Source organism: Kitasatospora sp. NPDC001261, from assembly GCF_042896795.1.
Classification (GTDB): domain Bacteria; phylum Actinomycetota; class Actinomycetes; order Streptomycetales; family Streptomycetaceae; genus Kitasatospora.
Genome location: NZ_JBIAXP010000002.1, coordinates 124,320 through 150,949, shown reverse-complemented (window position 1 = coordinate 150,949; position 26,630 = coordinate 124,320). Strand labels below are relative to the sequence as shown.

20 protein-coding genes and 1 tRNA gene are annotated in these 26,630 nt (G+C 71.9%); 14 read left to right on the top strand and 7 right to left on the bottom strand.

The window, feature by feature from the left end; genetic code table 11:
* Positions 1 to 117 precede the first annotated feature (117 nt).
* Positions 118 to 2,424 (top strand): collagenase, encoded by a 2,307-nt coding sequence (locus ACFY4B_RS03680; protein ID WP_380780056.1) that lies wholly within the window; start codon positions 118 to 120, stop codon positions 2,422 to 2,424.
* Positions 2,425 to 2,510: 86 nt separating this feature from the next.
* On the opposite strand, the gene ACFY4B_RS03675 is transcribed toward ACFY4B_RS03680, so the two are convergent.
* Positions 2,511 to 3,272 (bottom strand): PP2C family serine/threonine-protein phosphatase, encoded by a 762-nt coding sequence (locus ACFY4B_RS03675; protein WP_049651491.1) that lies wholly within the window; start codon positions 3,270 to 3,272, stop codon positions 2,511 to 2,513.
* A 160-nt stretch (positions 3,273 to 3,432) separates the two neighbouring features.
* Between ACFY4B_RS03675 and ACFY4B_RS03670 the strand changes: the two genes are divergently transcribed.
* The 6 genes from ACFY4B_RS03670 to ACFY4B_RS03645 all read left to right on the top strand — a co-directional run bounded on the left by ACFY4B_RS03670 (position 3,433) and on the right by ACFY4B_RS03645 (position 10,728).
* Positions 3,433 to 4,539 carry an LLM class flavin-dependent oxidoreductase gene (locus ACFY4B_RS03670; protein WP_074002597.1) on the top strand — a complete coding sequence of 369 codons (1,107 nt, stop codon included), beginning with the start codon at positions 3,433 to 3,435 and terminating at the stop codon, positions 4,537 to 4,539.
* Positions 4,536 to 5,159: an FMN reductase gene (locus ACFY4B_RS03665; protein ID WP_074002300.1), complete on the top strand. Its 624-nt coding sequence runs from the start codon at positions 4,536 to 4,538 to the stop codon at positions 5,157 to 5,159. Before ACFY4B_RS03670 ends, ACFY4B_RS03665 begins: the two co-directional genes overlap by 4 nt.
* Before the next feature lie 240 nt (positions 5,160 to 5,399).
* On the top strand, positions 5,400 to 7,073 hold the full coding sequence (gene aspT / locus ACFY4B_RS03660; RefSeq protein WP_387966352.1) for an aspartate-alanine antiporter: 1,674 nt from the start codon (positions 5,400 to 5,402) through the stop codon (positions 7,071 to 7,073).
* 132 nt (positions 7,074 to 7,205) lie between these two features.
* Entirely contained in the window at positions 7,206 to 8,861 is a 1,656-nt protein-coding gene (locus tag ACFY4B_RS03655; protein WP_387966351.1) for a bifunctional aspartate transaminase/aspartate 4-decarboxylase, read from the top strand.
* A gap of 32 nt (positions 8,862 to 8,893) precedes the next feature.
* Positions 8,894 to 9,904, top strand: coding sequence for a Dyp-type peroxidase (locus ACFY4B_RS03650; RefSeq protein ID WP_387966350.1), 1,011 nt, complete (start codon positions 8,894 to 8,896; stop codon positions 9,902 to 9,904).
* Positions 9,905 to 9,930: 26 nt separating this feature from the next.
* The gene (locus tag ACFY4B_RS03645) at positions 9,931 to 10,728 is read left to right on the top strand and encodes a family 1 encapsulin nanocompartment shell protein (RefSeq protein WP_387966349.1); all 798 of its coding nucleotides are present in this window, start codon (positions 9,931 to 9,933) and stop codon (positions 10,726 to 10,728) included.
* 196 nt (positions 10,729 to 10,924) lie between these two features.
* On the opposite strand, the gene ACFY4B_RS03640 is transcribed toward ACFY4B_RS03645, so the two are convergent.
* The gene (locus ACFY4B_RS03640) at positions 10,925 to 13,993 is read right to left on the bottom strand and encodes a tetratricopeptide repeat protein (RefSeq protein ID WP_387966348.1); all 3,069 of its coding nucleotides are present in this window, start codon (positions 13,991 to 13,993) and stop codon (positions 10,925 to 10,927) included.
* 213 nt (positions 13,994 to 14,206) lie between these two features.
* Between ACFY4B_RS03640 and ACFY4B_RS03635 the strand changes: the two genes are divergently transcribed.
* Positions 14,207 to 16,381: an ATP-binding protein gene (locus ACFY4B_RS03635; RefSeq protein WP_387966347.1), complete on the top strand. Its 2,175-nt coding sequence runs from the start codon at positions 14,207 to 14,209 to the stop codon at positions 16,379 to 16,381.
* Here ACFY4B_RS03635 and ACFY4B_RS03630 read toward each other — a convergent pair.
* Positions 16,347 to 16,961, bottom strand: coding sequence for a hypothetical protein (locus tag ACFY4B_RS03630; protein ID WP_387966346.1), 615 nt, complete (start codon positions 16,959 to 16,961; stop codon positions 16,347 to 16,349). The genes ACFY4B_RS03635 and ACFY4B_RS03630 overlap by 35 nt on opposite strands.
* Before the next feature lie 8 nt (positions 16,962 to 16,969).
* Positions 16,970 to 18,238, bottom strand: a complete 1,269-nt coding sequence (locus tag ACFY4B_RS03625; RefSeq protein WP_241852862.1) for a hypothetical protein — start codon at positions 18,236 to 18,238, stop codon at positions 16,970 to 16,972.
* A gap of 369 nt (positions 18,239 to 18,607) precedes the next feature.
* Here ACFY4B_RS03625 and ACFY4B_RS03620 point away from each other — a divergent pair, with 369 nt between their 5' ends.
* Together ACFY4B_RS03620 and ACFY4B_RS03615 are read left to right on the top strand one after the other, a co-directional pair.
* Positions 18,608 to 19,393, top strand: a complete 786-nt coding sequence (locus tag ACFY4B_RS03620) for an electron transfer flavoprotein subunit beta/FixA family protein (protein WP_380739819.1) — start codon at positions 18,608 to 18,610, stop codon at positions 19,391 to 19,393.
* A 46-nt stretch (positions 19,394 to 19,439) separates the two neighbouring features.
* Positions 19,440 to 20,402, top strand: a complete 963-nt coding sequence (locus ACFY4B_RS03615) for an electron transfer flavoprotein subunit alpha/FixB family protein (RefSeq protein WP_387966345.1) — start codon at positions 19,440 to 19,442, stop codon at positions 20,400 to 20,402.
* Positions 20,403 to 20,542: 140 nt separating this feature from the next.
* Here ACFY4B_RS03615 and ACFY4B_RS03610 read toward each other — a convergent pair whose 3' ends face one another.
* A complete protein-coding gene (locus tag ACFY4B_RS03610; protein WP_074002309.1) occupies positions 20,543 to 20,980 on the bottom strand; it encodes a hypothetical protein in 438 nt (145 codons plus the stop codon).
* 195 nt (positions 20,981 to 21,175) lie between these two features.
* On the opposite strand from ACFY4B_RS03610, the gene ACFY4B_RS03605 reads away from it, so the two are divergent.
* From ACFY4B_RS03605 to ACFY4B_RS03595, 3 genes are all read left to right on the top strand, one after another.
* Positions 21,176 to 22,327: an acyl-CoA dehydrogenase family protein gene (locus ACFY4B_RS03605; RefSeq protein ID WP_387966344.1), complete on the top strand. Its 1,152-nt coding sequence runs from the start codon at positions 21,176 to 21,178 to the stop codon at positions 22,325 to 22,327.
* 86 nt (positions 22,328 to 22,413) lie between these two features.
* Positions 22,414 to 23,148, top strand: coding sequence for a TetR family transcriptional regulator (locus ACFY4B_RS03600; RefSeq protein ID WP_234348735.1), 735 nt, complete (start codon positions 22,414 to 22,416; stop codon positions 23,146 to 23,148).
* A gap of 199 nt (positions 23,149 to 23,347) precedes the next feature.
* The gene (locus tag ACFY4B_RS03595; protein WP_387966343.1) at positions 23,348 to 24,709 is read left to right on the top strand and encodes a chloride channel protein; all 1,362 of its coding nucleotides are present in this window, start codon (positions 23,348 to 23,350) and stop codon (positions 24,707 to 24,709) included.
* Here ACFY4B_RS03595 and ACFY4B_RS03590 read toward each other — a convergent pair.
* Positions 24,702 to 25,325 carry a MarR family winged helix-turn-helix transcriptional regulator gene (locus tag ACFY4B_RS03590; RefSeq protein ID WP_387966342.1) on the bottom strand — a complete coding sequence of 208 codons (624 nt, stop codon included), beginning with the start codon at positions 25,323 to 25,325 and terminating at the stop codon, positions 24,702 to 24,704. The two genes, ACFY4B_RS03595 and ACFY4B_RS03590, sit on opposite strands and share 8 nt — an antisense overlap.
* A 468-nt stretch (positions 25,326 to 25,793) precedes the next feature.
* Between ACFY4B_RS03590 and ACFY4B_RS03585 the strand changes: the two genes are divergently transcribed.
* Positions 25,794 to 26,231 (top strand): hypothetical protein, encoded by a 438-nt coding sequence (locus ACFY4B_RS03585; RefSeq protein ID WP_387966341.1) that lies wholly within the window; start codon positions 25,794 to 25,796, stop codon positions 26,229 to 26,231.
* 188 nt (positions 26,232 to 26,419) lie between these two features.
* Here the strand turns inward: ACFY4B_RS03585 and ACFY4B_RS03580 are convergent.
* Positions 26,420 to 26,504, bottom strand: a tRNA-Leu gene (locus ACFY4B_RS03580).
* Between the last annotated feature and the right edge of the window lie 126 nt (positions 26,505 to 26,630).

The following is a 26,630-nucleotide window of genomic DNA, read 5'->3' as shown; positions in this document are numbered from 1 at the left end:
CACCCCCCACCGTGCCCGACGGAACCGCTCCCCACGCGGCGCCGTCACCAGCGGTCCTCGACACCCCCCACCGGCCGCGCCCCAAATCGCGGCCGACGACGGCCCGGAGGCCCCCACGTGAGTCCTTCACGTCTGCTGCGACTCCCGCAGCTGGCACGATTGCTGACGCTCGTCCTGTCCCTGTTCCTGGCGGTCGGCCTGTTCGCCCCGCAGTCCCAGGCCGCCCCCGCCACCCCCACCCCCGGCGGCTCGCCCGCGCCCGTCCCCACCGGGCCGGCCCCGCAGCCCGCCACCGGCGCAGCCGAACGAGCCGACAGCGGGCAGCAGTTGGCCTCGGTCGACCAGCGCGCCCCGCTCTCGGTCGACACCCGGCCGGCCGAGGTCCGGCCGACCGCCAAGGCCCTCAGCCTCGGCGCGGCGGCCGAACAGGCCTGTACCGTCGGCGACTTCAGCGGCCGGACCGGCAGCGACCTGGTCCAGCACATCAAGAGCGCGGACATCAACTGCATCAACAGCCTGTTCCAGCTCACCGGCGGCGACGCGCGCGGCGCGTTCCGCGAGGAGCAGATGAACACGGTGGCCTACGCGCTGCGCGACGCTTCGGCCAACTACCCCGGTGACAACAGCACTTCGGTCGAGCAGCTGGTGCTCTACCTGCGCGCCGGCTACTTCGTGCAGTGGTACCACAAGGAGGACGTCGGCGAGTACGGCGCCGGCCTCAAGACCGCGATCCAGTCCGGGCTGGACGCCTTCTTCAACAGCGCCCACTCGCGCGACGTCGCCTCGGGCAACGCGCCCATCCTGGGCGAGGCCGTCACCCTGATCGACAGCGCGCAGGAGAACGTCCGCTTCCTGCCGGTGGTCAAGCGGCTGCTGGGCGACTACAAGGCCGACACCTGGAACCCGGCCGGCATGGCCTGGGCGGTCAACCCGGTGTTCACCGTGCTGTTCCGCGGCCACCAGGTGCCCGGCTTCGACGCGGCCGTCGAGGCGGACCCGAGCGTGCTGGACGCGCTGTCCGACTTCGCGACCCGCAACAACGCCCTGCTCGGCGACAGCTTCGGCGTGCTGGTCTACAACGCGACCAAGGAGCTGACCCGCTTCCTGAAGGACACCGCCCTCCAGGCCAAGGTCCGTCCGCTGGCCAAGACGCTGGTCGAGAAGTCGGAGCCGAAGGGCCGCACCGTCTACCAGTGGGCCGCGGTCGCGGAGGCGGTCGACTACTACGACCAGGGCAACTGCTCCTTCTACGGCACCTGTGACAAGTCCGCCCAGCTCAAGGCCGGCGTGCTGACCGTGAAGCACACCTGCAGCCCGAGCATCACGCTGCTCGCCCAGGCGCTGGACGCCACCCAGCTGAACACCGCCTGCACCAGCCTCAACGGCCAGGACGAGTACTTCCACTCGGTGGCCAAGGACAGCGGCCCGGTCAAGGACGACAACAACAAGACGATCGAGGTCGTGGCCTTCCACTCCTCGCTCGACTACCAGGTGCTCGCCGCCGCGATCTACGGCATCGACACCAACAACGGCGGCATGTACCTGGAGGGCGACCCGACCAAGGCCGACAACCAGCCGCGCTTCCTCTGCTACGAGGCCGAGTGGGCCCGTCCGTCCTTCGAGATCTGGAACCTCAACCACGAGTACACCCACTACCTCGACGGCCGGTTCGACATGTACGGCGACTTCGAGGCCGGCATGAAGACCCCGACCGTCTGGTGGGTCGAGGGCTTCGCGGAGTACGTCTCCTACTCGTACCGCAAGGTGAACAACGACGGCGCCATCGCGGCGGCCGCCCGTCACACCTACAAGCTGAGCGACCTCTTCGACACCGGCTACGGCGACCAGGACCGGGTCTACCGCTGGGGCTACCTGGCCGTCCGCTACATGCTGGAGCAGCACCGCTCCGACCTGGACGCGGTCCTCGCCAAGTACCGCACCGGTGACTGGGACGGTGCCCGCACCATCCTGAAGACCACCATCGGCACCCGCTACGACGCCGACTTCGACAGCTGGCTGACCAAGTGCGCGTCCGGCGGCTGCGCCACCGACGGCAGCGGCAACCCGCCCACCACGCCGGGCACCCCGCTGCCCGAGTGCACCGGCACCGACACCCGGCTGCTGGCGGCCAACTGCACCCGCAGCAACGTCGCGGCCACCACGGGCAACTACGCGCACTTCTACCTCCTGGTGCCGGCCGGCACCAAGCAGGTGAAGATCACCACCAGCGGCGGCACCGGCAACGGCGACCTCTACTACAACCCGACGAGCTGGGCCTACACCGACACGAACACCGCGCGGTCGACCGGCCCGGACAACTCCGAGACGCTGACCGTCACGGACCCGCCGGCCGGCGGCTACATCTTCTTCAGCCTCTACGCCCAGCAGGGCTTCAGCGGGGTGAGCGTCACGAGCGAAATGTGAGCCGAGTACGGCGAACGGACAGGTGACCGCCCCGGGCGGAGCGCTACGGCGCCCCGCCCGGGGCGGGTCCGTTCCGTACGGGCGCCCTACGCGCCGACCCGCACCAGCGCCAGGGTGATGTTGTCCGGCCCGCCGGCCTCGATCGCCGCCTTCCACAGCTCGAACGCCGCCCTGCCGTCCGAGCGGTCCGCCCCCTCGAACGACCGCTCCAGCAGCCCGGCCAGCTCCTCCTCGGGCACCGGGTCGGTCAGGCCGTCGCTGCACACCAGGTACCGGTCCCCGGCGGTCAGCGGCACGGCCCGGACGTGCGGCTCGACGAAGGTGAGCCCGAGCGAGCCGCCCAGGGTCTGGGTGACCACCGAGGTGGTGCGCCGTCCGGGCGGCAGCGGCGGGCTGTCGTCCACGCTCACCCGGCGCAGCCCGTCCCCGGTGATCCGGTAGACCCGGCTGTCGCCGACGTTGAAGGCCAGCGCCCACTCGGGCAGCAGTACCAGCCCGGCGACGGTGGTGCCCATCGCGGCGAGCTCCGGCTCCTCGGCGGCGGCCGCGTAGACGGCCCGGTTGCAGGCCAGGAGCTCCTCGCGGACGGCCTCCTCGCCGTCCAGCGCGCCCCCGTCGGCGGCGAGCCGGCGGGCGACCAGGGCACTGGCCACCTCGCCGCCGGGGTGGCCGCCCAGGCCGTCGGCGACCGCGATCACGCAGGGCGGGCCGAGCGGGAAGAGCAGGGTCTGCGGGTTGGTGGTCACGGTGGCGCAGAGCGTCCACGGCCCGACCGTGAGGCTGTCCTCGTTGTGCTCCCGCACCAGGCCCTCGTGGCTCAGCGCGCTCACCGCGATGTACGGACCCATCGTCCGCCGCCCTTCCGGAGCCTTCCCTGGCCGCCCGCGCCTTCCATTGTCGTCGCTGGGGAGGGGGGACGACGAGGGGGAGCGGGGGAGGGGGAATAACGGGACCCACCCGGATGCTAAGGTGGTTGAAAGTTGGACTACCTGGGATGTGGTGATCAGCATGCAGTTCGGAATCTTCTCCGTCGGCGACGTGACGACCGACCCGACCACCGGCCGCACCCCGACCGAGCACGAGCGGATCAAGGCGATGGTCGCCATCGCCCGCAAGGCCGAGGAGGTCGGCCTGGACGTCTTCGCGACCGGCGAGCACCACAACCCGCCGTTCGTCCCGTCCTCGCCGACGACCATGCTCGGCTACATCGCCGCGCAGACCGACCGCATCATCCTCTCCACGTCGACCACGCTGATCACCACCAACGACCCGGTGAAGATCGCCGAGGACTTCGCGATGCTCCAGCACCTGGCCGAGGGCCGGGTGGACGTCATGATGGGCCGCGGCAACACCGGCCCGGTCTACCCGTGGTTCGGCCAGGACATCCGCCAGGGCATCCCGCTCGCGATCGAGAACTACGCGCTGCTGCACCAGCTGTGGCGCGAGGAGGTCGTCGACTGGCAGGGCCGCTTCCGCACCCCGCTCCAGGGCTTCACCTCCACCCCGCGCCCGCTGGACGACGTCCCGCCGTTCGTCTGGCACGGCTCGATCCGCAGCCCCGAGATCGCCGAGCAGGCCGCCTACTACGGTGACGGCTTCTTCGCGAACAACATCTTCTGGCCCAAGGAGCACTTCAAGAAGCTGATCAACCTCTACCGCGAGCGCTTCGCCCACTACGGCCACGGCACGCCCGAGCAGGCGGTCGTCGGCCTCGGCGGACAGGCGTTCATGCGGAAGAACTCCCAGGACGCGGTGCGCGAGTTCCGTCCGTACTTCGACAACGCGCCGGTGTACGGGCACGGGCCCTCGCTGGAGGAGTTCACCGAGCAGACCCCGCTGACCGTGGGCAGCCCGCAGGAGGTCATCGAGAAGACCCTGACCTTCCGCGAGTCCTTCGGCGACTACCAGCGCCAGCTGTTCCTGATGGACCACGCCGGCCTGCCGCTGAAGACGGTGCTGGAGCAGCTGGACCTGCTCGGCGAGGAGGTCGTGCCGGTGCTGCGCGAGGAGTTCGCCAAGGGCCGCCCGGCCGGGGTGCCGGACGGGCCGACCCACGCCGCGCTGGTCGCGGCCAAGGACGAGAAGGACGAGAACACCGTGGAGGTGGCCAAGTGACCGCGTTCAAGCTGGTGGTGGTGAGTGCCGGGCTGAGCAAGCCGTCCTCGACGCGGCTGCTGGCCGACCGGCTCGCCGACTCGACGGTGCGCCGACTCGCCCTGGAGGGGCGGGAGGCGGAGGTCACCGTGGTCGAACTGCGGGACCTGGCGGTGGAGATCGCCAACAACCTCGTCACCGGCTTCCCCGGCGCCGGGCTGCGCGCGGCGATCGAGGCGGTCACGGAGGCGGACGCCCTGATCGCGGTGACGCCGATCTTCACGGCCTCGTACAGCGGCCTGTTCAAGTCCTTCTTCGACGTGGTCGACAACGACGCGCTCACCGGCAAGCCGGTGCTGATCGCCGCCACCGGCGGCACGCCCCGGCACTCGCTCGCCCTGGAGCACGCCGTCCGCCCGCTGTTCAGCTACCTGCGCGCGGTGGTGCTGCCGACGGCCGTCTACGCGGCCACCGACGACTGGGGCGCGGCGGGGGACGGGCTCACCGACGGCCTGCCGCGCCGGATCGACCGGGCGGCGGGCGAGCTGGCGGCCCTGCTGGCCGGGCGGGCCCCGGCGGCGCCGGCGCTGCCCGACCAGGTGGTGCCGTTCGCCGAGCAGCTGGCGGCCCTGCGGGTCTGAGCCGGCCTCGGCCCCCGGTCGAACGGCCCCGTCGGGACAGCCTCCCGGCGGGGCCGTTCGGCGCGTCCGCTCGGCGGGCCCGTCCGGTGAGCCCGTCCGGCGGGGTCGTCCGCCGATGCCGTTCGGATGCGCGTCGGCCGTGCCGGATTGTCCGCTTTGCGGTGTAATCATTCCCATGATCAGATTAGTGCTGGTCCGTCCCCCGTTCGGCGTCCCCGCACCGCGGCGGGGGCGGCTGCCGTGAGCCTGCTGCGGGAGAACCCCGTCCTCGCGCTGTTCGTCTGCCTGGCGCTCGGCTACCTGCTCGGCAAACTGCGCGTCGGGCCGATCCAACTCGGCGGAATCTGCGGCACGTTGATCGTCGCCATGCTGATCGGCAGCCGGCACGTCAGCGTCAACGCCGACGTCAAGAACGTCGCCTTCGCCCTGTTCATCTTCTCGCTCGGCTACATCGCGGGCCCCCAGTTCTTCGCCAACCTCAACGCCAAGGGCCTGCGCTTCGCGGTGCTCTGCGTCATGGAGGCGGTGCTGGTCGTCGGAATGGCCTACGGCATCGGCAAGGCCTTCGACCTGGACGTCGGCACCGCGGCCGGCATCCTGGCCGGGGCGGCCACCGAGTCGGCCGTGGTCGGCACCGCCCAAGAGGCGATCGCCAACCTCTCCGGCATCAGCGCCGACCAGTCCGCCCAGCTGCAGAACCACGTGGCCGCCGCCTACTCGGTCTGCTACCTCTTCGGCCTGGTCTCCATCGTGCTGCTGACCAGCCAGATCTTCCCGCTGGTCATGCGGATCAAGCTGCCCGAAGCCTCCCGGGAACTGTGGGAGGGGCTGCGCGGCGGCAAGGGCGCGCCGGCCGCCGACGAGCAGCCCGCACTGCCCCCGCTGGTCGGCCGTACCTACCTGGTCTCCCAGGGCGAGGGCTCGGCCATCGCCCGGGTCGAGGAGGTCCAGCCCGGCCTGGTCACCGTCGAGGGCGTCCGGCGGGACGGCCGCACCCTCCACCCCGACCGGGACTTCCGGCTGCGCCGCGGCGACCTCGTGCTGCTGGTCGGCCGCCGCGAGGCGGTCATCGACACCGGCCACGAACTGGGCCCGGAGACCTCCGGCGTACCCGGCCTGGACAGCCCGCTGGTGGTCCGCGACATCGTCCTCACCAACCGGGACTTCGTCGGCCGGACGGCGGGGGAGCTGGCCGAGGAGCAGCCGTCCACGACCTCCGGGATCTACCTGACCGACATCCAGCGGGTCGACCAGCACCTGCCCGCGATCGCCGACACCGAGCTGCACCGCGGCGACACCGTGACCGTCACCGGCGCCCGTTCGGCCGTCGACCGGTTCGCCGCCAAGGCCGGCGTCGGCATCCGCAAGGACGCCATCGACTACATCTACATCAGCCTCGGCATCTGCGTCGGCGTGCTGATCGGCCTGGTCACCGTGCACGCCGGGAACGCCGCGCTCTCGCTCGGCACCGGCGGCGGCTGCCTGGTCTCCGGTCTGGTCTTCGGCTGGCTCCGGGCCCAGCGGCCCACCTTCGGGGCCTATCCGCCGGTCGCCGCGCAGACCGCCAAGGACCTCGGGCTCTCCGTCTTCATCGCGGTCACCGGCCTGGCCGCGGGCCCGGACGCGGCGGCGCTGCTCAAGGACCACCCGGTGCTGCTGCCGCTGTCCGGCATCCTCATGGTCACCGTCCCGGCCGTGCTCTCGCTGTTCGTCGGCCGCAAGCTGCTGAGGATCGAGCCGCCGATCCTGGTCGGCGCCATCGCCGGCCAGCAGTGCAGCACCCCGGCGATCACCGCCGTCACCAACGTCGCGCAGAGCAGCATCCCGATGCTGGGCTACACGATCACCTACACCATCTCCAACTTCCTGCTCCCGCTCACCGGACCGATCCTGGTCGGCATGCTGGGGAGCTGACATGACGGACCGTCACATCATCGCGTCGAGCGCCGGCGCCGCCGCCGTGCGGCGAGGAGAGCCGTCCGGGGCGCCGCCGCCGTCGCCCTGCCGGGCCGAACGCCCGTCCTCCCGAGGAGAGTCGAGAACGCCATGACGAAGCCCACGACCGGCCGCGAGGAGATCCGCCGACTGGCCCGGCTCAGCCCCTTCGAGCTCAAGGCCGAGTTCGTCCGGCTCGCCGAGGCCTACCAGCGCGACGAGCCCGGGCAGAAGGGCAAGTCCACCGCCCACATGCTCAACGCCGGTCGCGGCAACCCGAACTGGGTCTGCACCGGCCCCCGCGAGGCCTGCCTCGCGCTCGGCCACTTCGCGCTGGCGGAGAGCCGCCGGGTCTGGACCGCCGACGACCTCGGCGGCATGCCGGAACGGTCCGGCATCGCCGGCCGCTTCGACGCCTTCGTCCGCGGCCACCCCGGGCTTCCCGGCATCGAGCTGCTCCGGCGCAGCGTCGAACTCGCCGTCGACCGCTTCGGGTTCGAGCGCGAGGCCTTCCTCCACGAGCTCGCCGACGCGAGCATCGGCGACAACTACCCCGTCCCCGACCGGATGCTGGTGCACGCCGAGCGGATCGTCCGCGGCTACCTCCAGGAGGAGCTGATGGACCGGCGGCCCCCGTCGCCGCAGCAGCCCGAGCTGTTCGCCACCGAGGGCGGCACCGCCGCGATGTGCTACGTCTTCGACTCGCTGACGAAGAACGGCCTGCTGCACAAGGGCGACCGGATCGCCCTGATGGTGCCGGTGTTCACCCCGTACATCGAGATCCCCGAACTGGACACCTACGGCTTCGAGGTGGTCCGGATCCAGGCCGACAAGCTGGTCGAGACCGGGGTGCGGGAGTGGCGCTACCCGGCGGACGAGGTCGCCAAGCTGGCCGACCCCGGGATCAGGCTGGTCTGCCTGGTCAACCCGAGCAACCCGCCCTCCCTGGCGCTGTCCCGGCAGGTCACCGACCAGATCAAGCAGATCGTGGCCACCACCAACCCCGACCTGATGATCGTCACCGACGACGTGTACGGCACCTTCGTGGACGGCTTCCGCACCCTGGCCGCCGAACTGCCCCGCAACACCCTGCTCGTCTACTCGTACTCCAAGCACTACGGCGCCACCGGCCACCGCCTCGGGGTGATCGGCCTGGACCGGGACAACGTGATCGACGACCTGATCGCCGCCCTCCCCGCGGAGTGGAAGGAGCGCCTCGCGCGCCGGTACGGCACGCTGAGCCTGGAACCCGGGAAGCTCCGCTTCATCGACCGGCTGGTCGCCGACTCCCGGCAGGTCGCGCTCAACCACACCGCCGGGCTCAGCCTGCCGCAGCAAGCCCAGATGGTGCTCTTCTCGCTGTTCGCGCTGCTGCCCGAGGGCAAGGCGTACAAGGCGCGGGTGCAGGGCATCGTCCGCCGGCGGCTCGGCCTGCTGATGGAGGGCTCCGGAATGAAGATCGCGGACGACCCCGGGCGGGCCGGCTACTACGTCGAGCTCGACCTGCTGGCCGAGGCCGAACGGGTCGCGGGCAAGGACTTCGCGACCTTCCTGGAGAAGAACTACGAGCCCACCGAACCGCTGTTCCGGCTCGCCGAGCAGACCGGCGTGGTGCTGCTCAACGGCGGCGGCTTCGACGGGCCCGAATGGTCCGTCCGGGTCTCGCTGGCGAACCTCGACGACCTCGACTACCTGAAGATCGGGCACCACCTCAAGCAGATCTTCGCGGACTACCGCGCCGAGTGGGACGCCTCCCGGGCGTCCTGAGAAAAGCCACGACGACGAGGAGAACCACCACCATGCAGGCCGAATCGCAAGCCGTCCTCTCCCCGCTGACCAGCGCGGCCGTCTTCCTGGTCCTCACCGTCGAACCCGGCCGGGAGGCCGCCGTCCGCGACCTGCTGCCCGAACTCGCCGGACTGCGCCGCGCGGTCGGCTTCCGGGCCCCCGACGGCGGCCTCACCTGCGTCACCGGCATCGGCTCCGAGCTCTGGGACCGCCTCTTCACCGGCCCCCGCCCGGCCTCCCTGCACCCCTTCCAGGAGGTCGCCGGCCCCCGCCACCGTGCCCCGGCCACCCCCGGCGACCTGCTGCTGCACCTGCGGGCCGAGCGGATGGACCTCTGCTTCGAACTGGCCGCGCAGCTCACCGGCCGGCTCGCCGGGGCCGCCACCGTCGTCGACTCCGTCCAGGGCTTCAAGTACTTCGAGGACCGCGACCTGCTCGGCTTCGTCGACGGCACCGAGAACCCGGAGGGCCGGGCCGCCGAACGCGCGGCCCTGGTCGGCGCCGAGGACCCGGGGTTCACCGGCGGCAGCTACGTCCTCGTCCAGCGGTACGTGCACGCCATGGACAAGTGGAACGCGCTGAGCGTCGAGCAGCAGGAGGGGGCGGTCGGCCGCACCAAACTCGACGACATCGAACTGTCCGACGACGCCAAACCCGCCGACTCGCACGTGGCACTCACCGTCATCACCGGCCCGGACGGCGAGGAGCGGAAGATCGTCCGCTTCAACATGCCGTACGGCACCTTCGGCTCCGCGGACCGCGGCGGCGAGTCCGGCACCTACTTCATCGGCTACGCGGCCGACCCCGGGGTGACCGAGCAGATGCTGCGCAACATGGTCGTCGGCAACCCGCCCGGCACCACCGACCGGCTGCTCGACTTCTCCACCGCCGTCACCGGCGGGCTGTTCTTCGTCCCGACCGCCGACTTCCTCGACTCCCCGCCCCCGGCGCCCTCGGCGGCCCCCGCCTCCCGCCCCGGGGACGGCTCGCTCGGCATCGGCAGCCTCAAGCAGACCCCCTGACAGACCCTTTGAACAGGACCCCGCCCATGGACAACCTCCACCGCGACCTCGCCCCGATCTCCGCCGCCGCCTGGGAGGAGATCGAGGAGGAGGCCCGCCAGACCTTCAAGCTCCACATCGCCGGCCGCCGCGTCGTCGACCTCAACGGCCCCGAGGGCGCCACCCTCGCCGCCGTCGGCACCGGCCACCTGACCGCCATCGACCCCCCGACGGACGGCATCCAGGCCCGCGCCCGCACCGCCCAGCCGGTGGTCGAGCTACGCGTCCCCTTCACCGTCCGCCGCGACGCCGTGGACGACGTCGAACGCGGCTCCCGGGACTCCGACTGGCAACCCGTGAAGGACGCGGGCCGCAAGCTCGCCCTGGCCGAGGACCGCGCCGTCTTCGAGGGCTACCGCGCGGCCTCCATCGACGGCATCCGTGCCGCCTCCACCAACCCGCCGGTCCAACTTCCCGAGGACGTCCGCGAATACCCGGAGGCCGTCAGTCGCGCCCTCACCGCCCTCCGCCTGGCCGGAGTCGGTGGCCCCTACTCACTCCTGCTCGGCGCCGCCGCCTTCACCGCTGTCAACGAGACCAGCGACCACGGCTACCCGGTCCACAACCACCTCGCCCGCCTCCTCGACGGCGAGATCATCTGGGCCCCGGCCATCGAAGGCGCCTACCTGCTCTCCACCCGAGGCGGCGACTTCGAACTCCACCTCGGCCAGGACGCCTCCGTGGGCTACCTCTCCCACGATGCCGAAACGATTCAGCTCTACCTTCAGGAGACGCTGACGTTCCGCGTGTACACGGGAGAGGCGGCCGTCGTCCTACGCGGCTAGCACCAGATCGCGATCGATTCGAGGAACTGGCAATCCGTGTGGGTGGTGTGCATGAACATGTTCATTTGGTTCGTACTTTCTAGGTTTGCTCGATCATTTTGGATCCCCGGGTGAATGAAGTCAATCAGATGACTGCGCGATGATCAAACCGGAATCCGAAAGGCACACCTGTGTTCGGTAGTGTGCGATTATCGGACTATTCTGATCCGAGTTCGGCGATCGCCGATCGAGCTCGCTCGGCCTCGTCCTCGATGTCGACCTGCTCGGCTAGGGCGAGGGCCGCTGTCAGGTGCGTGAGGGCGGCAGGCGGGTTTCCGGCTGCCGTCTCGTAGTGGCCCAGACCGCGCAGTGCGGCCGCCTCCTCGCGGGCGGCACCGATGGAACGCGCCAGCTCAAGGGCGAGCGTGTGCTGCTCCAGTGCCTCCTCGATCCGGCCGGCGGCGAGCAGGCACTGGCCGAGACCGTTGCGGCCGGCGGCCTCGTGGCGGACGGTGCCGGTTTCACGGAAAGTCGTCAGGGCCGACCGGTACAGCGCGAGTGCGCTATCGAGCTCTTCGGGAACTTCCATTGTCTCGGCGAGATTTGTGCGGGCGATGGACAGTTCCAACTGAGGGACGATGCCATCGCCGAAATTCAGAATGCGTTCGAATATGCCCCGGGCCAAATAATCCCGCCCGGCACTTAGGTGCACCTCTCCGATGTTGTTCAGCGTCCGGAATTCGAGGAGCCGGTCACCGAAGGTCCGGGCCAGCGATAATGCGTTTTCGTAGACTGTGAGTGCTGATGCCTCGTCCCCCAGTGACCGGTGCAGAATCCCGATGTTGACCAGGCAGCGGGCGATGTTCCACTGGTCATTCTGCTCCTCTCGAATGGCCAGTACTTCTTGTAGGATCGCCAGGGCTTCGTGGAGCCGGGTCCGGTCCCAGTGCAGTCGGCCGAGCAGGTTGAGGGCGTTCGCCGCCGCGTCCAGGTCGCCCTCCGCCCGGGCGAGGCCGAGTCCGCGTTCGAGGGCCTCGGTCGCGGGCTCGTATCGGGAGGCGTTGGCGAGCGTTGCGCCCAGATCGATCAGGGCCCGGGCTTCCTGTCGATCGTTCGCCTGCGACCGCCAGTGGGCCACGGCTGCCCGGTGCAGGTCCTGGGCCTCGCTCCAGTACGCCTCGGCGTCCAGGTGGCCGGCCAGGACGTGGGTGAGCCAGGCGCCGCGCTCGGCGAGTCCGACCCGGGGTGCGTGCGCAATCAGGGCTATCAGTCCGGCGTGTTCGGCATCCATCCAAGTCCGGGCGGATTCAGGTGACTTCAGATCGATATGGCACAACAGGTCTGCCATGTCGCCGAGTTGTTGATCGTCGGGAAGTCTGGTTCTCGATCTGTGCGGGTAGAGCAGGAGGTCCGCGCGGTCGGCGGCGTGCAAGGAGAAGCGGAGAAGTCGCTCGGCCGCCGCCTCCCGTTGATTCTCTTCCAGTCCCAAGACTTCCGCGAACTCGCGTAGAAGATCGTGTAGTTCATAGCGGTCGGGCGAAATCTCGATGATCAGGTGGCTGTTCAACAACGCCTCCAGGATCTCGTCCGTTTCGTCGATCTTCCAGCCGAACAGGGCCGCAGCCGCAGGTACGCCGAAGTCCGGTCCCGGATAGAGCGCGAGCAGGCGGAAGGCCAGTCGCTGCCTGCCGGAGAGATAGCGGTACGACAGCTCGAAGACCTGGGCGATGCTGGCCGAGTTGGCGCGGATCTCCGCGAGCCGACCGTGCTTGCGGGAGAGCCGCCGGGCGAGGTGGCCCAAGGTCCAGGACGGGCGTGCCTTGAAGCGGCTCGCGGCCAGTTCGATCGCGAGGGGCAGATGGCCGCAGCGCTCGACGATGTCGATGATGCGTTCGGTGTCCGTCGAACGCTCGGGGCCGACCACGTTGGTGAACAGGGCCACGGCGTCGTCCACTGTCAGCACGTCCAGGAACACCGGCCGAGCGTCCGGGAGCTCCGTCAGCCGCTGGCGGCTGGTGACGAGTACCAGGGCGGACGGGGCGGGCGGCAGCAGCGGGCGGACCTGAGCGGCGTTCGAGGCGTCGTCGAGGATGACGACGGCGCGGCGCGAGGACAGCGCCTCGGCGCACAGTGCGAAGACCTCGTCGGCGTCGAGCGGAATGGTGCTGGCGGGCACTCCCAGGCGTCTGAGCAGCAGGGCGCCTGCGGCCTCCGGGGTGAGCGGCGGCTGGTTGCCGACGTGGGCGCGCAGGTTGAGGTAGACGTAGCCGTCCGGGAAGTGCTCGCGCATCAGGTCGGCGGCGTGCAGGGCGAGGGTGGTCTTGCCGACCCCGGGCATGCCGAGGATCGCCGAGACGGTGACGACGCCGCCGCGGGCGAGCCGGGTGTCGGGTCCGGGCAGGACGCGGCGGAGGTCGTCCTCCCGGCCGATCAGCCGGTGCCGCCCGGGGACGTCGGCGGGCGGTACGGCCTGGGGGGCGGGGGTCAGTACGGCCTCGTTCCGTACCGGCGGCCCGGGGAGCGGGTCGCCGTGCAGGATGAGCTGGTGGAGGCGGGTGAGCGGTTCGCCGGGCTCGGTGGCGAAGTGGGCTCGGAGCAGTCGGGCGACGGCGGGGTAGACGGCCAGCGCGTCGGTCTGTCGGCCGACGGCGTAGAGCGCGGTCATCAGGTGGCCGGCGAGGCGTTCGTCGGTGGGGCGGTGCTCGCGCAGGGCGGTGAGTTCGGGGATCAGTTCGGCGAAGTGGCCGATGCGCAGGTCGATCTCGATCCGGCGCAGCGTGGTGGTGAAGTGCTGGTCGGCCATGGCGGCGCGGGTGTTCTGGGCCCAGGTGCCGGGCAGGCCGGCCAGGGGTTCGCCGCACCACAGGTTGGTGGCGCGGCTGAGCACGGTTCTGGCCTGGTGGTCCTGTCCGTTCTCGGCGAGTAGTCCGGCTTGGTCGGAGAGGTCCAGATATCGGTGCCAGTCAATCAGCAGTGGGTCCGCCCGCAGAATGTACGTGTGCGATTGGGTGTCGATCGTGGGCACGTCCCCGGTGGCATTCGCCCCCGAGGCCTGCGCCGCCCGCCGCAGTAGTGCGCGCAGGTGGGAGACGTGGCTGTAGAGGCTGGTCAGTGCGCTGGGCGGAGGTTCCTCGCCCCACAGTCGGTATGCGAGCGAGTCGTGGGAGAGCGGCCTTCCGACCTCCAGGGCCAGGGCGGCCAGCAGTTGCCGTCGCTTGTCGGACGGAATCGCCAATGGCTCTCCGTTCACCGACAGTTCAACTGAACCGAGGAGATGAACCTTCATCGTGACGTCCCCCGCCGGTTGGCTACCAGCTTGCTGTGTCGCGGGTGAGCATCGCATGCGTCCGGGGCAACCGGCTATACCACTGTGGGGTTCCGGGGCCGTACTTTTGGGAATAATCTCGACTTGACGATACGTCATGTGATAGCGCCGCACCGATAATTCGTCCGAGGCTGGGGGGCCAGTGACAGGATCGACCGTGCTCGGCGGGTGCCCGTGAACGACGTCAACCTGCCGTACGGAGTGGTACGGAACTCGCTGGCCGGTGCCGCGACGGTCTCCGGCCCGGTGGTGCAGGCCGGCGCGATCCACGGCGGGTTGCACCTGCACGGGTCGTCGGCGTTGCCGACGCCGCGGCAACTCCCGCCCTGCCCTCGCAGGTTGGTGGGGCGGGAAGCCGATCTGGAGGCGCTGGACGATTCCTTGGCCGCCGAGGCGGCGTCGGCCGACGTCACCGTGGTGGTGACCGGTCCGGCCGGGGTCGGGAAGACGGCGCTGGCCGCGCAGTGGCTTCGCGGCCTGGCCGGCCGTTTCCCGGACGGCCAGCTCTACGCGGACCTGCGCGGTTACGCACCCGGAGGCCCCGCCGACCCCGCCGAGGCCCTGGGCGGTTTCCTGCGGGCCTTCGGGGTCTCCCCGGTGCCCGGGAGCATGGCGGAGGGTGCCGCGCTCTGGCGCTCGCTGGCGGCGGGGCGCCGGATCGCGGTGCTGTTGGACAACGCCTCGACGGCTGCCCAGGTGCGGCCGCTGCTGCCCGGTTCGGACCACACGGTGGTCGTGGTGACCAGCCGCCGCCGGCTCACCGGGCTCGGCATCGACGGCGCGGTGTTCCGGTCCTTGGGCCCGCTCGCCACGGAGGCCTCCGCCGAGATCCTTGCCGAGCGGGTCGGCCGGAGCCGGGTGGTGGACGAGAGCGATGCCGCCGCCGAGGTGGTGGACGCCTGTGGCGGGCTGCCGTTGGCGATCTGCCTGGCGGCCGCGCGGATCGCGGCCCGCCCGGTGCAGTCGCTCGCCGCGACGGCCGAGATCCTGGGGCGCGGCGCCGACCGCCTCGGGGCGTTGCACGCGGACGGCGAGGCGGTGCGGGACCTGCTGGACGCCTCCTACGACGTGCTGCAGCCGGATGCGGCCCGGTTGTACGGGCTGCTCGGACTGCTGCCGTTCGCCGAGTTCACCGTGGAGGCGGCCGCCGTGGTGGCGGACGTGGACCGGGTGGCGGCGGACCGGCTAGTGGACGAACTGATGGACGTCCACCTGCTGGAGGAGGTGCTGCCCGGCCGGTTCCGCTTCCACGACCTGGTCCGGCTGCACGCCCAAGGGCACGGCGCCGGACTTCGCGACGCCCAGGTCGGCCGCGCCGCCACCGACAGGATCGTCGACTGGTACCTCGCCTCGACGACCGCCGCCGAGGCGGTCGTCTCCCCGAGCCACCGCACGCTGCCGCGCGAGTACCGGACCCTGCCGGTGCACCCGGCCCGGGAGTTCGCCGACGACACGCAGGCGCTCGGTTGGCTCGACGAGGAGCGCGACCGCCTCGCCGACCTGCTGCGCTGGGCGCCCGGCTGCGGCCGGAACGCCGCCACCTGGCAACTCGCCGACGCCATGTGGCCGTTGTTCCTCCGGCTGCGTCCGGCCCGGCTCTGGGTCGAGGCCCACCGGATCGGCCTGCGTGCGGCCCGGGCGGACGGCGACCGCCGTGGCGAGCTGCGCATGCTCACCTCCGGCGGGAACGGTCTGCGGAACGCCGGCGAGGCGGCCGAGGCGGCTCGTTGGTTCAATGAAGCACTCGACCTCGCAGGGGAGTTGGCGCAGCCGCTGGCACAGGCCGACGCGCTGTACGGGCTCAGCCAGACTCACCGGATGACCGGGCGTCTGGACGAGGCCGCCGACTGTCTGCGCGAGGTGGTCCGGATCCGGGAGGCCCAGGACTACCTGCGGGGCTCGGCACTGGCCCGGCTGGCGCACGGGGAGGTGCTGTTGCTCGCGGACCGGGCGGCGGAGGCCGTCACCTCCATCGAGCGGGCGCACCGCGAGTTGGCCTCGGTCGGGGACGACTACGAGGCGGCCCGGGCGATCGCCTTCCTCGGGGTGGCCCATACGACGCTGGGCGGGTACGACCGTGCCGACCGCTGCCTCCAGGAGGCGCTGGCCGGCTTCCGGGCCCGGCTGTCGGGGCATTGGGAGGCCCGGACGCTGGAGTTCGCCGGAGAGCTGGAGGAGCGGCGCGGCCGCCCCGCCGCCGCGCGCGCCCGGTTCGAGGAGTCGCTGGCCCGCTACCGGGAACTCGCCGCGACGGCGGAGGCGGCCAGACTGGCCGACCGCCTCGCCGCCTACGACACGGAATCCGGCCCCCCGGCTACACCCGGCCGCCCGGCCGGTCCACGGCCCTGAAACAGGACCGCGGGAACACGGGGGAATGCCACCCGAGCACGTCGACCCGGGCCAGTTCGGCCAGCCGGCGGCCGAGCGTGAGCCAGGCGTGGGCCATCGAGCCGACGGCCAGCGGCGGGACAGGTTCGCCGGCCGCCAGGGCCGGCTGCAGGACCAGCGGCGCCCCGTCCCGGGCCAGGAGCAGCAGTGCTCCGGCGCGGTGCTCGGCGGTGGCCAGCGCACAGCCCGGGTAGGTGGCCAGGACCGCCCTGAGCCGGGCGAGGACGCCGTCCGTCGTCAGCCGTCCGGCGTGCAGCACGTCCGCCTGGTGGCGCCAGCGTGCCGCCGAAGTCCGGGTGAGGTCGAGCGCGAGGTGCTCGTCCACGTATCCGGGACCGGCCGCTGCGGGCCCGGCTCCGGCGGGCAGTTCCGCCGCCAGCAGCCCGTGCACGGTGCCGACGGCCGAACTCACCTGCGCCTCGAACAGCACCGCGGTCCGTCGGACGTCCATCGGCCCGGCCCCGGTCTCCGCCCGAGCGGGCCGTTCCACCCCGGTGGGCCTGGTCGCCCCCGCGACCGACGCCAGCCGCACCCTGTGCACCGCCGCGCTCATCCGTCCCGCCGCGACCCGGCCGCCGCGATCGCGTCCAGCGGGTCGGGCAGGTGCAGCGGCTCCGGGCCCGGGACGTGGGCGGGCTGGCCCAGCCTGAGGACGCGGTACAGCAACCGACGGGCGTTGCGGTCGAAGCGGCCGGGCTCGGAACTGATCCGGGCGGCGATGGCGGCGTACTCCTCCGGGCGGTACTGCTCGGCGGCGTAGCCGAGCTGGTCGACGAGGGGGTGTCCGGGGGCGAGTGCCGGAGCGGTGGCGGCCAGCTGGGCGGCCGGCGACCGCGGGTTGACGTGGCGGTGGGGGTACTCGGCGAGCAGGACGGGAGCGCCGGTCATCGCTCCGTACAGGGTGACCGAGCCGTGGTCCCCGATGATGAAGTCGGCGGCGACGAGCAGCGGCCGCCAGTCCGTCTCGGGCGGGATGACCGTGACGGCCCCGCGTGCGGTGGCCCTCGCCCAGGAGTGCACGGCGTAGGAGCCGTGCGCGGCGGCGATGTTGGGGTGCGTCAGCAGGACGGTCCGGTAGCCGTGCTGGGGCAACTCGGAGGTCAGCCGGGGCAGCACGGCGTCGAGCCGGGTGAAGAGCGAGCCGTTGCCCCAGGTGGAGGAGACCAGCACCAGCTTCTCCTCCGGCCGCAGTCCCAGTGCTGCCCGGTAGCGCTCCCGGTGCGGCACCGCGGCGGCGATCCGGTCGTAGCAGGGGTCGCCCACCACTTCGGCGATCGGGACGGCCTCCGGGCAGGTGCGCCGGAGTTCGAGCAGTTCCTCCTCGTGGGCGAGCGCGAAGGAGGCGGGGACGAGCCGCCCCTCCCAGCACAGGTAGTCCGGGCCGAGGCCGATGGCCGCCCGCTCGCCGTCCGGCGTGCTGCGCCGGGACAGTTTGATGTTGCCGGCGCCGTGAGGCAGCCGGACGACCGGGCCGTGCAACTGCTCCATCCCCTGGGAGCCGGCGGCCAGGATCAGGTCGAACTCCTGCCGGACGGCCTGCTCCCACGGCAGGACCGTGCCGCCCAGTGCCCGGAGGACCTCCGTGGCGCCCCTGTTGAACACGTGCGGTGCCACCGTGAACTGCACGTGGACCCGCAGGTCCGAGGCGAGCAGCGAGTAGAAGTCGTGGAGCCGTTTCGCGTACACCATGGTCTGGGCGACCACCAGCACCTCCTTGCGGTCCTGCAGCGTCTCCCACGGCCCGTTGTTGCTCCAGGCCGTGCTGCCGCGTTTCCCGCGGGGTGGCGTGGTGTCCTGTTCCCCGTGTACCAAGGTCATCCTTCTCCCCCTCCTTGATCCCAGGTCCGGCCCTCGACGGGCCCCGTGGCCGATGGTCCCCGGACGCCCTGGCGGAATCCATGAGGGGATCTGGCGGGTGCTTGCGGAAACCTTGTGTCCGCTTTCCGCGCCCGTTCGTCCGGCCCCGGGAGCGGGAAGGGTACTGAGTTCCTTTACGAGGGGTACTGAGTGCCGTATTCTCTCCGTGGAGCCTCTGACGCCAGTCGACGGGAGTCGACACGGTCTGCCGGTCCAGGTGGCGCTTGCGGTGCGCGGGTCGTGCCCGGGCCGGACTTGGCACTCAGTACCCTCGGCATGCCTGAGGCCATGGATCAGTGCACCCGTGCACCCGTGACAGGAGAACCGCTCATGAGCTTGAGGATCGTCGTCTGTGTGAAGCACGTCCCGGACGCGACGGGTGACCGTCGTTTCGCGGACGACCACACCACCGACCGGGAGGGTGTGGACGGCCTCCTGTCGGAGCTGGACGAGTACGGCGTGGAGCAGGCGCTGCGGATCGCGGAGGCGAACGAGGGCGCCGAGGTGACGGTGCTGACGGTGGGGCCGGACGACGCGAAGGACGCGTTGCGCAAGGCGCTGTCGATGGGTGCGGACAAGGCCGTGCACGTGAACGACGACGACATCCACGGTACGGATGTGGTCGGGACGTCGGCGGTGCTGGCGAAGGCGCTGGAGAAGGCCGGGTTCGACCTGGTGATCGGTGGCATGGCGTCGACGGACGGTTCGATGGGTGTGCTGCCGGCGCTGCTGGCGGAGCGGCTGGGTGTGCCGCAGGTGACGCTGCTGTCGGAGGTGTCGGTCGAGGGCGGCGTGGTGAAGGGCCGTCGGGACGGTGACGCGGCGACGGAGCTGGTGGAGGCGGCGCTGCCGGCGGTGGTCTCGGTGACGGACCAGTCGGGTGAGGCCCGGTACCCGTCGTTCAAGGGGATCATGGCGGCGAAGAAGAAGCCGGTGCAGTCGTGGGACCTGGACGACCTGGGCATCGAGGCGGACGAGGTCGGTCTGGCGGGTTCGTGGACGGCGGTGGAGTCGGTGGCGGCGCGTCCGGCGCGGACCGCGGGCACGGTCGTCAAGGACGAGGGCGAGGGCGGCAAGTCGCTCGCGACCTTCCTCGCCGACCAGAAGTTCATCTGAGCCGCCCCCACCCCCCGACCCAGCGAATACACGGAGACATTGAGCAATGGCTGAGATTCTCGTCCTGGTGGACCACGCCGACGGCGCGGTGCGCAAGCCGGCCCTGGAGCTGCTGACCCTGGCCCGCCGTATCGGTGAGCCGTCCGCCGTCGTCCTGGGCGCCGGTGCGGCCGCGGCCGGCATCGCGGCGAAGGCCGGCGAGTACGGCGCGGCGAAGGTGTACGTCGCCGACGGCGCGGAGTTCGCCGACCAGCTGGTCGTCCCGAAGGTGGACGCGCTGGCGCAGATCGCCAAGGCGAACGACGTGGCCGCGGTGCTGGTGACGTCCTCCGGCGAGGGCAAGGAGGTGGCCGCGCGCGTCGCGCTGCGGATCGGCTCCGGCATCATCACCGACGCCGTCGACCTGCGCGCCGGCGACGAGGGCCCGATCGCCACCCAGTCGGTGTTCGCGGCCTCGTACACCGTCGACTCCCGGGTGAGCAACGGCGCGCCGGTCATCACCGTCAAGCCGAACGCCGTCACCCCGGAGGCCGCCCCGGCCGCCGGCGCGGCGGAGGACGTCGCCGTGGCGTTCACCGGCAACGCCGCCAAGGTCGTCTCGCGCACCCCGCGGGTGTCCTCCGGCCGTCCCGAGCTGACCGAGGCCGCGATCGTGGTCTCCGGTGGCCGTGGCGTCGGTGCCGCCGAGGGCTTCGGCGTGGTCGAGGAGCTCGCGGACGCGCTGGGCGCGGCCGTCGGCGCCTCGCGCGCCGCGGTGGACGCCGGCTGGTACCCGCACAGCAGCCAGGTCGGCCAGACCGGCAAGCAGGTCTCCCCGCAGCTGTACGTGGCCAACGGCATCTCGGGCGCCATCCAGCACCGGGCCGGCATGCAGACCTCGAAGACCATCGTGGCCGTCAACAAGGACCCCGAGGCCCCGATCTTCGAGCTCGCCGACTACGGCGTGGTCGGCGACCTCTTCGAGGTGCTGCCGCAGCTCACCGCCGAGGTGAAGGCCCGCAAGGCCTGATCCCGGTCCGCCTGACAGTGAGGGCGTGGCACCGAGTGGTACTCGGTGCCACGCCCTCCGTCGTCTCCCGGCGGCGCCTTCGCGCGCCGCCCGTCCCGGTCACGCCTCCGTCCGGGCCGTGAACCTCTCCGCGACGCCGGTCACTCCGCGACGAAGGCCGCGAGGTGCTGGGTGAAGCCGCCCTGGGTGGGCGGCAGCGGGCGCGGCTCGGTGTCCTGCACCGGCGGCGGCTCCTCGACCGGCAGCAGCCGCAGCTCCGGCTGGTCGGAGTCGGGGGAGGAGAGCAGCCGCACCCGGGTGCCGACCGGGACGGTGCTGCGCATCCCGTCCACGATGCACCAGACGTCGAAGCCCTCCGCCATGCGGATCAGCGACTTCTGACGGACCAGCGGCGTCCGGGCCTGTTCGACCGCGCAGCGCCGCACCACGCCGGTGCCCTCGCTGGGCTCCAGCCGCAGCTCGGTGGAGCCGCAGGTGGGGCAGAGCAGCCGTTGGAAGGTGGGGTTGTTGCACCACGCGCAGCGCTGGAAGTACAGCGTCGTGCTGCGGGTGTCGGCATCGATGGCTGAGTGGACCACGCTGTCATCTCCCTGCGCTCGGACCGGCTTCGTGCGGTGGAACCGTGGCGGAACCGCGGCGGGTGTACGCCAGAAGTTCGGCACGAAAAGGATAGGGAACTCAGTGCCGTCAAGGGAAGGCACTGAGTTCCCTTTTTGCCGCGCGCATGCATAATGAAGGGTACTGAGTACCGTCGTGAAACAGGAGTGGCGATCATGAGCCAGGACTTCGATCTCTTCCGGATCTCCGAGGAGCACGGGATGCTCCGTGAGGCGGTGCGTTCGCTGGCCGAGGCGAAGATCGCTCCGTTCGCGGCGGAGGTGGACGAGCAGGGGCGGTTCCCGCAGGAGGCGTTGGACGCGTTGCGGGGGAACGACCTGCACGCGGTGCACGTGCCGGAGGAGTACGGCGGTGCGGGGGCGGACGCGCTGGCGACGGTGATCGTGATCGAGGAGGTGGCGCGGGTGTGCGCGTCGTCCTCGTTGATCCCGGCGGTGAACAAGCTGGGGTCGCTGCCGGTGCAGCTGTCGGGTTCGGAGGAGTTGAAGGCGAAGTACCTGGGGGCGCTGGCGCGGGGCGAGGGGATGTTCTCGTACTGCCTGTCGGAGCCGGAGGCGGGTTCGGACGCGGCGGGGATGAAGACCCGGGCGGTGCGGGACGGGGACTTCTGGGTGCTGAACGGTGTGAAGCGCTGGATCACCAACGCGGGGGTGTCCGAGTTCTACACGGTGATGGCGGTGACGGATCCGGAGAAGCGGTCGAAGGGCATCTCGGCGTTCGTGGTGGAGAAGGGCGACGAGGGGGTGTCCTTCGGTGCGCCGGAGAAGAAGCTGGGCATCAAGGGGTCGCCGACGCGTGAGGTGTACTTCGACAACGTGCGGATCCCGGCGGACCGGATGATCGGCGCGGAGGGCACGGGTTTCGCGACGGCGATGAAGACCCTGGACCACACCCGCGTCACCATCGCCGCGCAGGCGATCGGGATCGCGCAGGGTGCGCTGGACTACGCGAACGGGTACGTGCGGGAGCGCCGGCAGTTCGGGAAGGCGATCGCGGAGTTCCAGGGTGTGCAGTTCATGCTGGCGGACATGGCGATGAAGCTGGAGGCGGCGCGGCAGTTGACGTACGCGGCGGCGGCGAAGTCGCAGCGGGGGGACGCGGGCCTGACGTTCTTCGGTGCGGCGGCGAAGTGCTTCGCGTCGGACGCGGCGATGGAGATCACGACGGACGCGGTGCAGTTGCTGGGCGGGTACGGGTACACGCGGGACTACCCGGTGGAGCGGATGATGCGGGACGCGAAGATCACGCAGATCTACGAGGGGACCAACCAGGTCCAGCGGATCGTGATGGCCCGCAACCTCCCGTAACGCGCACACACAGGCACCGACGGCCGGTCCCGGGAGCGGCCCGGCCGTCGGCGCCGACCCCGCGCACGGATGTTAGGTTCCGGTGGATGAGCGAGAAGGAAGAGCAGGACCAGCCCATGAATGACGGGCCCTCGAAGCCGGCGATGCGCGAGGCGCTGGTGGCCGCGGCCTTCGAGCTCTTCCTGGAGCGCGGCTTCGAACAGACCACCGTCGACGACATCGTCTCGCTGGCCGGCGTCGGCCGGCGCTCCTTCTTCCGCTACTTCCCGGCCAAGGAGGACGTGGTCTTCCCCGACCACGAGCGCAGCCTCGCCGAGATGACGGAGTTCCTGGAGTCCGGCACCGGCGAGGAGGACCCGGTCAAGCACGCCTGCGACGCCGCCCGCCTGGTCCTGCGGATGTACGCCGAGCAGCCCTCCTTCTCCGTCCAGCGCTACCGGCTGACCCGCAAGGTGCCCGGCCTGCGGGCGTACGAGCTGTCCGTGGTCTGGCGCTACGAGCACACCCTCGCCGCCTACCTGCGCGGCCGCTTCGCCGACCGCCCGGACGGCCCCCTGCGCGCGGACGTGATCGCCGCCGCCGTCGTCTCCGCGCACAACCACGCCCTGCGCACCTGGCTGCGCTCGGGCGGGAAGAGCGACTGGGTGGCCGAGGTGGACGCGGCGATGGCCTTCGTCACCGGCACCTGGGGCGACCGCCCGGCCGAGGCCGCCGCCGAGGGCGAGTCCGACGACGTCGTGGTGCTGGTCGCCAGCCGCCGGGCGCCGCTGTGGCGGATGGTCCAGAGCATCGAGAGCGCGCTGGGCACCGACGCCCGCTGAGGCCCGACGCGCGGGCCCGGCGAGGAGCCCCCGCCCCGCCCACCCCGTCCCCGACCGTCACCCGGACGGCGCAGCCGCGCCCGCCGCGGCCCCGGCTGACGGCCCGTGCGCCGTGCGCGGCTCCCGGCGCCGGGCGAGACTCGGTCGCAGGACGGGGCCTCCCGGGCGGCGGGCGGCCCGGGAGCGCGAGGGAGCGGCGATGCCGACGACGTCCCGGCAGCCGGGCAGCGGCCCGACCCTGCACGAGGTGCTGCTGCACAAGGGCTACCCGCGCCTGCTGCTGATCTCGGCACTGGTCGGCATCCCGGTCTCGCTGGCGGCCTTCGGCTTCGTCGGCCTGGAGCACGAACTCCAGCACTGGGTCTGGGAGAGCCTGCCGGCCGCGGTCGGCTACGGGCGCGCCCCCTGGTGGTGGCCGCTGCCCGCGCTGCTGCTGGCCGGCCTGCTGCTCGCCCCGGTCGTGACCCGGCTGCCCGGGCGCGGCGGCCACGTCCCGGTGGACGGGCTGGGCGGTCCGCCCACGCCGCCGGTCGCCGTCCCCGGCGTGGTGCTGGCCGCGCTCGCCGGTCTGCCGCTGGGCGTGGTGCTCGGCCCGGAGGCACCGCTGATGGCGCTCGGCGGCGGCCTCGCCCTGCTCGCCGTCCGGTCCGCCCGGCGGGCCGAACAGCCGCAGCTGGTGGCGGTGTTGGGGACGGCGGGGGCGGCGGCCGCGATCTCCACCATCTTCGGCAGCCCGCTGGTGGCCGCCGTGATGCTGATCGAGGCGGCCGGGCTGGGCGGCCCGCAGCTGATCGCGCTGATCCTGCCCAGCCTGCTGGCCGGCGGGGTCGGCGCGCTGGTCTTCACCGGCTTCGGCCACTGGACCGGCCTGGCGATCGGCGCGCTCTCGCTGCCGCACGTGCCGAAGAGCGGGGTCCCGGACGCGGGTGACTTCCTCTGGGGCATCCCGCTGGCCGTCGCGATCGCCGTGGTCTGCGTGGCCGGGCAGACCGTCGGCCGCCGGGTGAAGACCCTCACCACGACCGGCACCGCCCGGCAGACGGCTCTGCGCACCGTGCTGTGCGCGGTCGCCGTCGGCGGCTGCCTCGCCGCGTACGCCCTGCTCACCGGCCGCTCCCCGGAGGAGGCCGCGCTCTCCGGGCAGGCCACCCTGGGCACGCTCGCCGCCGACCCGGCCGCCTGGCCGGTCGGCGCGCTGCTCGCCCTGGTGCTCTGCAAGGGGCTGGGCTGGTCGATCGCCCTCGGCAGCCTGCGCGGCGGCCCGATCTTCCCGGCGATCCTGCTCGGCGCGGCCCTCGGTACGGCCTGCGCGCCGCTGCCGGGCTTCGGTGCCGCGCCCGCCCTGGCCGTCGGCCTCGCGGCCTCCGGTGCCGCCGTCACCGGCCTGCCCGTCACCAGTACCGTCCTGGCGGCGGCCCTGCTCGGCGGCGAGGCGGCGAACTCGATGCCGCTGCTGATCGTGTCCACGGTGGCGGCCTTCATCACCGCGGAGGCGCTGCGCGGCCGGCCGAAGCGGGAGGCCGCCCCGGCCGGCCGCACGGAGGGCTCCGGGGTCAGCTGACCTCCGCACCCGGGCCGTCCGGGACCGCGGTCAGGTACTGCTCGATCTGCTGCTGGTTCTCCACCAACCGCAGGCACAGGTGCCGCAGTTGGGCCAGCTCCTCGGCGCTGAAGCCGCGGAAGACGGCGGCCATCGCGCGCTCGGTGGGCGCCCGGAACTCCTCCAGCCAGGCCAGCCCCTCGGCCGTCGCGGTGACCAGCACCGCCCGGCGGTCGTTCGGGTCGGGGGAGCGGCGGGCCAGACCCTCCCGCTCCAGGGTGTCCACCAGGCCGGTGGCATTGCGCGGGCTCACCCCGCCGGCCCGGGCCAACTCGCCCACCGTCAGGCCCGGTTCACCCCCTCCGTCCGCTCCACCCGCCCTGCTCGCGGCACCGAGCCGCACCAGCACGTCCAACGCCCCCGCGCTCAGCCCCCGTCCTCGTGATCCGTGCGCCCGCAGCTTCTCCACCGCGTGGAACGCCGAGCGTGCGGCGGCCGCCGCCTCCAGCGCCAGGGTGTCCCCGCCCTTGGTGAACACGCCCATGGCCGTCCGCACCCTGCTGTCGTACAGCCGGCCCTCGGCATCCCGCCCCAACGGGCCGGCCGCCGCTTCCTCCGATGTATGTACTTGCTTCATAATGAAGTCATTCTGCATTGTGCGGCGCGCCTGTCAAGGGGGTGGTCCGTCAACTCGCCCGCCGAGGGCGGGACTTCGATGGGAGCCGGACGTGCGATCCGCGAGAGTGCGTCGGTCGCCCGAGCCGCCAGCCAACCGTTCCCGTACGCCGGAGCCGCGTATCGGCCCGTTCGAATGACGCTGCCGAGGGACGGGGCGGGACGGGCGGTGCGGCGGCGGTCCGTGGCGGGGGGCCGTGGCGGGGGCCGATCGGGACGAGGGGTGACGGGGGAGTGCTCCAGCCGACTGATCCTGCGAGATAGGCATACGAACTGTATTTCCGCTGGTGGGATCGGCGATTCTGACGGGGCGTGAGGCCGGACGGGTCGCGGCGCCGGTTGCGGCGGGGTGCGGGCCGTGGCTGTCTGAATCGCGGCGGGGCCGACCGGCGCCGCCACTCGATCCAGAAACTCCGTGGAGGAGATTTTCATGCGTGCTCTCAAGCGAGTCGTGGCTGTCGGCGCCCTCACCGTTCCGCTGGTCCTCGGCTGCGCCGGCCTCGCCTCGGCCGGCACTGGAGGCATCGACGCGAACTACGGCAAGGGCTACTTCACCGCCAACGAGAACGGCGCCGGTCTCGCGGCCCTCGAATCCCACGTCGGCCCCGATGGCGTCTCGCACGAGGACTTCTGGATCTGGGCGGACGACAGCGGCGTCACCGGTTCCTTCACGGGTTCGGGTGCCACCTTCGTCGACCCGGCCGCGGCCCCCGCCGACGCCCCGGCCGCCGCGGTCGCCGCGCCCGCCGCCGCCCCGGCTGCGGCTCCTGCCGCCGCTCCGGCCGAGGCTGCCGCCCCCGCTGCCGCCCCGGCCGAGGCCGCGGTTCCGGCCGAGGCCGCCGCTCCGGCCGCTGCCAACGAGGGCTGACCGAGCCCTGCCACCTCGGGCGTGACCCGCACCGTCCCGTCGGGCCAGGCCCACCCGGATGCCCGGCCGGTTCCCACCGGCCGGGCATCCGCCCGTGGCGGTCGCACCACAGCGGTGACCCGCGCCACAGGGGCGATCCGCACCGGAAAAGCAGAAAGGCCCCAGATCAACTGGGGCCTTTCTTTCGGTGTCCGAGGGGGGACTTGAACCCCCACGCCCGATAAAGGGCACTAGCACCTCAAGCTAGCGCGTCTGCCATTCCGCCACCCGGACTAGGTGTCGTCCTCGCGGCTTCCGATCTCTCGTCCGTCGCGCTGACAGATGTAACTGTAGCAAAGATCGGCTTGGGGTCCCAAAACGGTTTCCGGCGGGCTCCCGGCGGGCGGGTCCGACGGGTGG

Coding starts and splice junctions, on each gene's coding strand:
- ACFY4B_RS03640 (WP_387966348.1), bottom strand. CDS start 13,993: ATGAAGGTTCATCTCCTCGGTTCAGTTGAACTGTCGGTGAACGGAGAG.
- ACFY4B_RS03615 (WP_387966345.1), top strand. CDS start 19,440: ATGGCTGAGATTCTCGTCCTGGTGGACCACGCCGACGGCGCGGTGCGC.
- ACFY4B_RS03620 (WP_380739819.1), top strand. CDS start 18,608: ATGAGCTTGAGGATCGTCGTCTGTGTGAAGCACGTCCCGGACGCGACG.
- ACFY4B_RS03650 (WP_387966350.1), top strand. CDS start 8,894: ATGCAGGCCGAATCGCAAGCCGTCCTCTCCCCGCTGACCAGCGCGGCC.
- ACFY4B_RS03675 (WP_049651491.1), bottom strand. CDS start 3,272: ATGGGTCCGTACATCGCGGTGAGCGCGCTGAGCCACGAGGGCCTGGTG.
- ACFY4B_RS03655 (WP_387966351.1), top strand. CDS start 7,206: ATGACGAAGCCCACGACCGGCCGCGAGGAGATCCGCCGACTGGCCCGG.
- ACFY4B_RS03585 (WP_387966341.1), top strand. CDS start 25,794: ATGCGTGCTCTCAAGCGAGTCGTGGCTGTCGGCGCCCTCACCGTTCCG.
- ACFY4B_RS03670 (WP_074002597.1), top strand. CDS start 3,433: ATGCAGTTCGGAATCTTCTCCGTCGGCGACGTGACGACCGACCCGACC.
- ACFY4B_RS03595 (WP_387966343.1), top strand. CDS start 23,348: ATGCCGACGACGTCCCGGCAGCCGGGCAGCGGCCCGACCCTGCACGAG.
- ACFY4B_RS03590 (WP_387966342.1), bottom strand. CDS start 25,325: ATGAAGCAAGTACATACATCGGAGGAAGCGGCGGCCGGCCCGTTGGGG.
- ACFY4B_RS03600 (WP_234348735.1), top strand. CDS start 22,414: ATGAGCGAGAAGGAAGAGCAGGACCAGCCCATGAATGACGGGCCCTCG.
- ACFY4B_RS03645 (WP_387966349.1), top strand. CDS start 9,931: ATGGACAACCTCCACCGCGACCTCGCCCCGATCTCCGCCGCCGCCTGG.
- ACFY4B_RS03625 (WP_241852862.1), bottom strand. CDS start 18,238: ATGACCTTGGTACACGGGGAACAGGACACCACGCCACCCCGCGGGAAA.
- ACFY4B_RS03605 (WP_387966344.1), top strand. CDS start 21,176: ATGAGCCAGGACTTCGATCTCTTCCGGATCTCCGAGGAGCACGGGATG.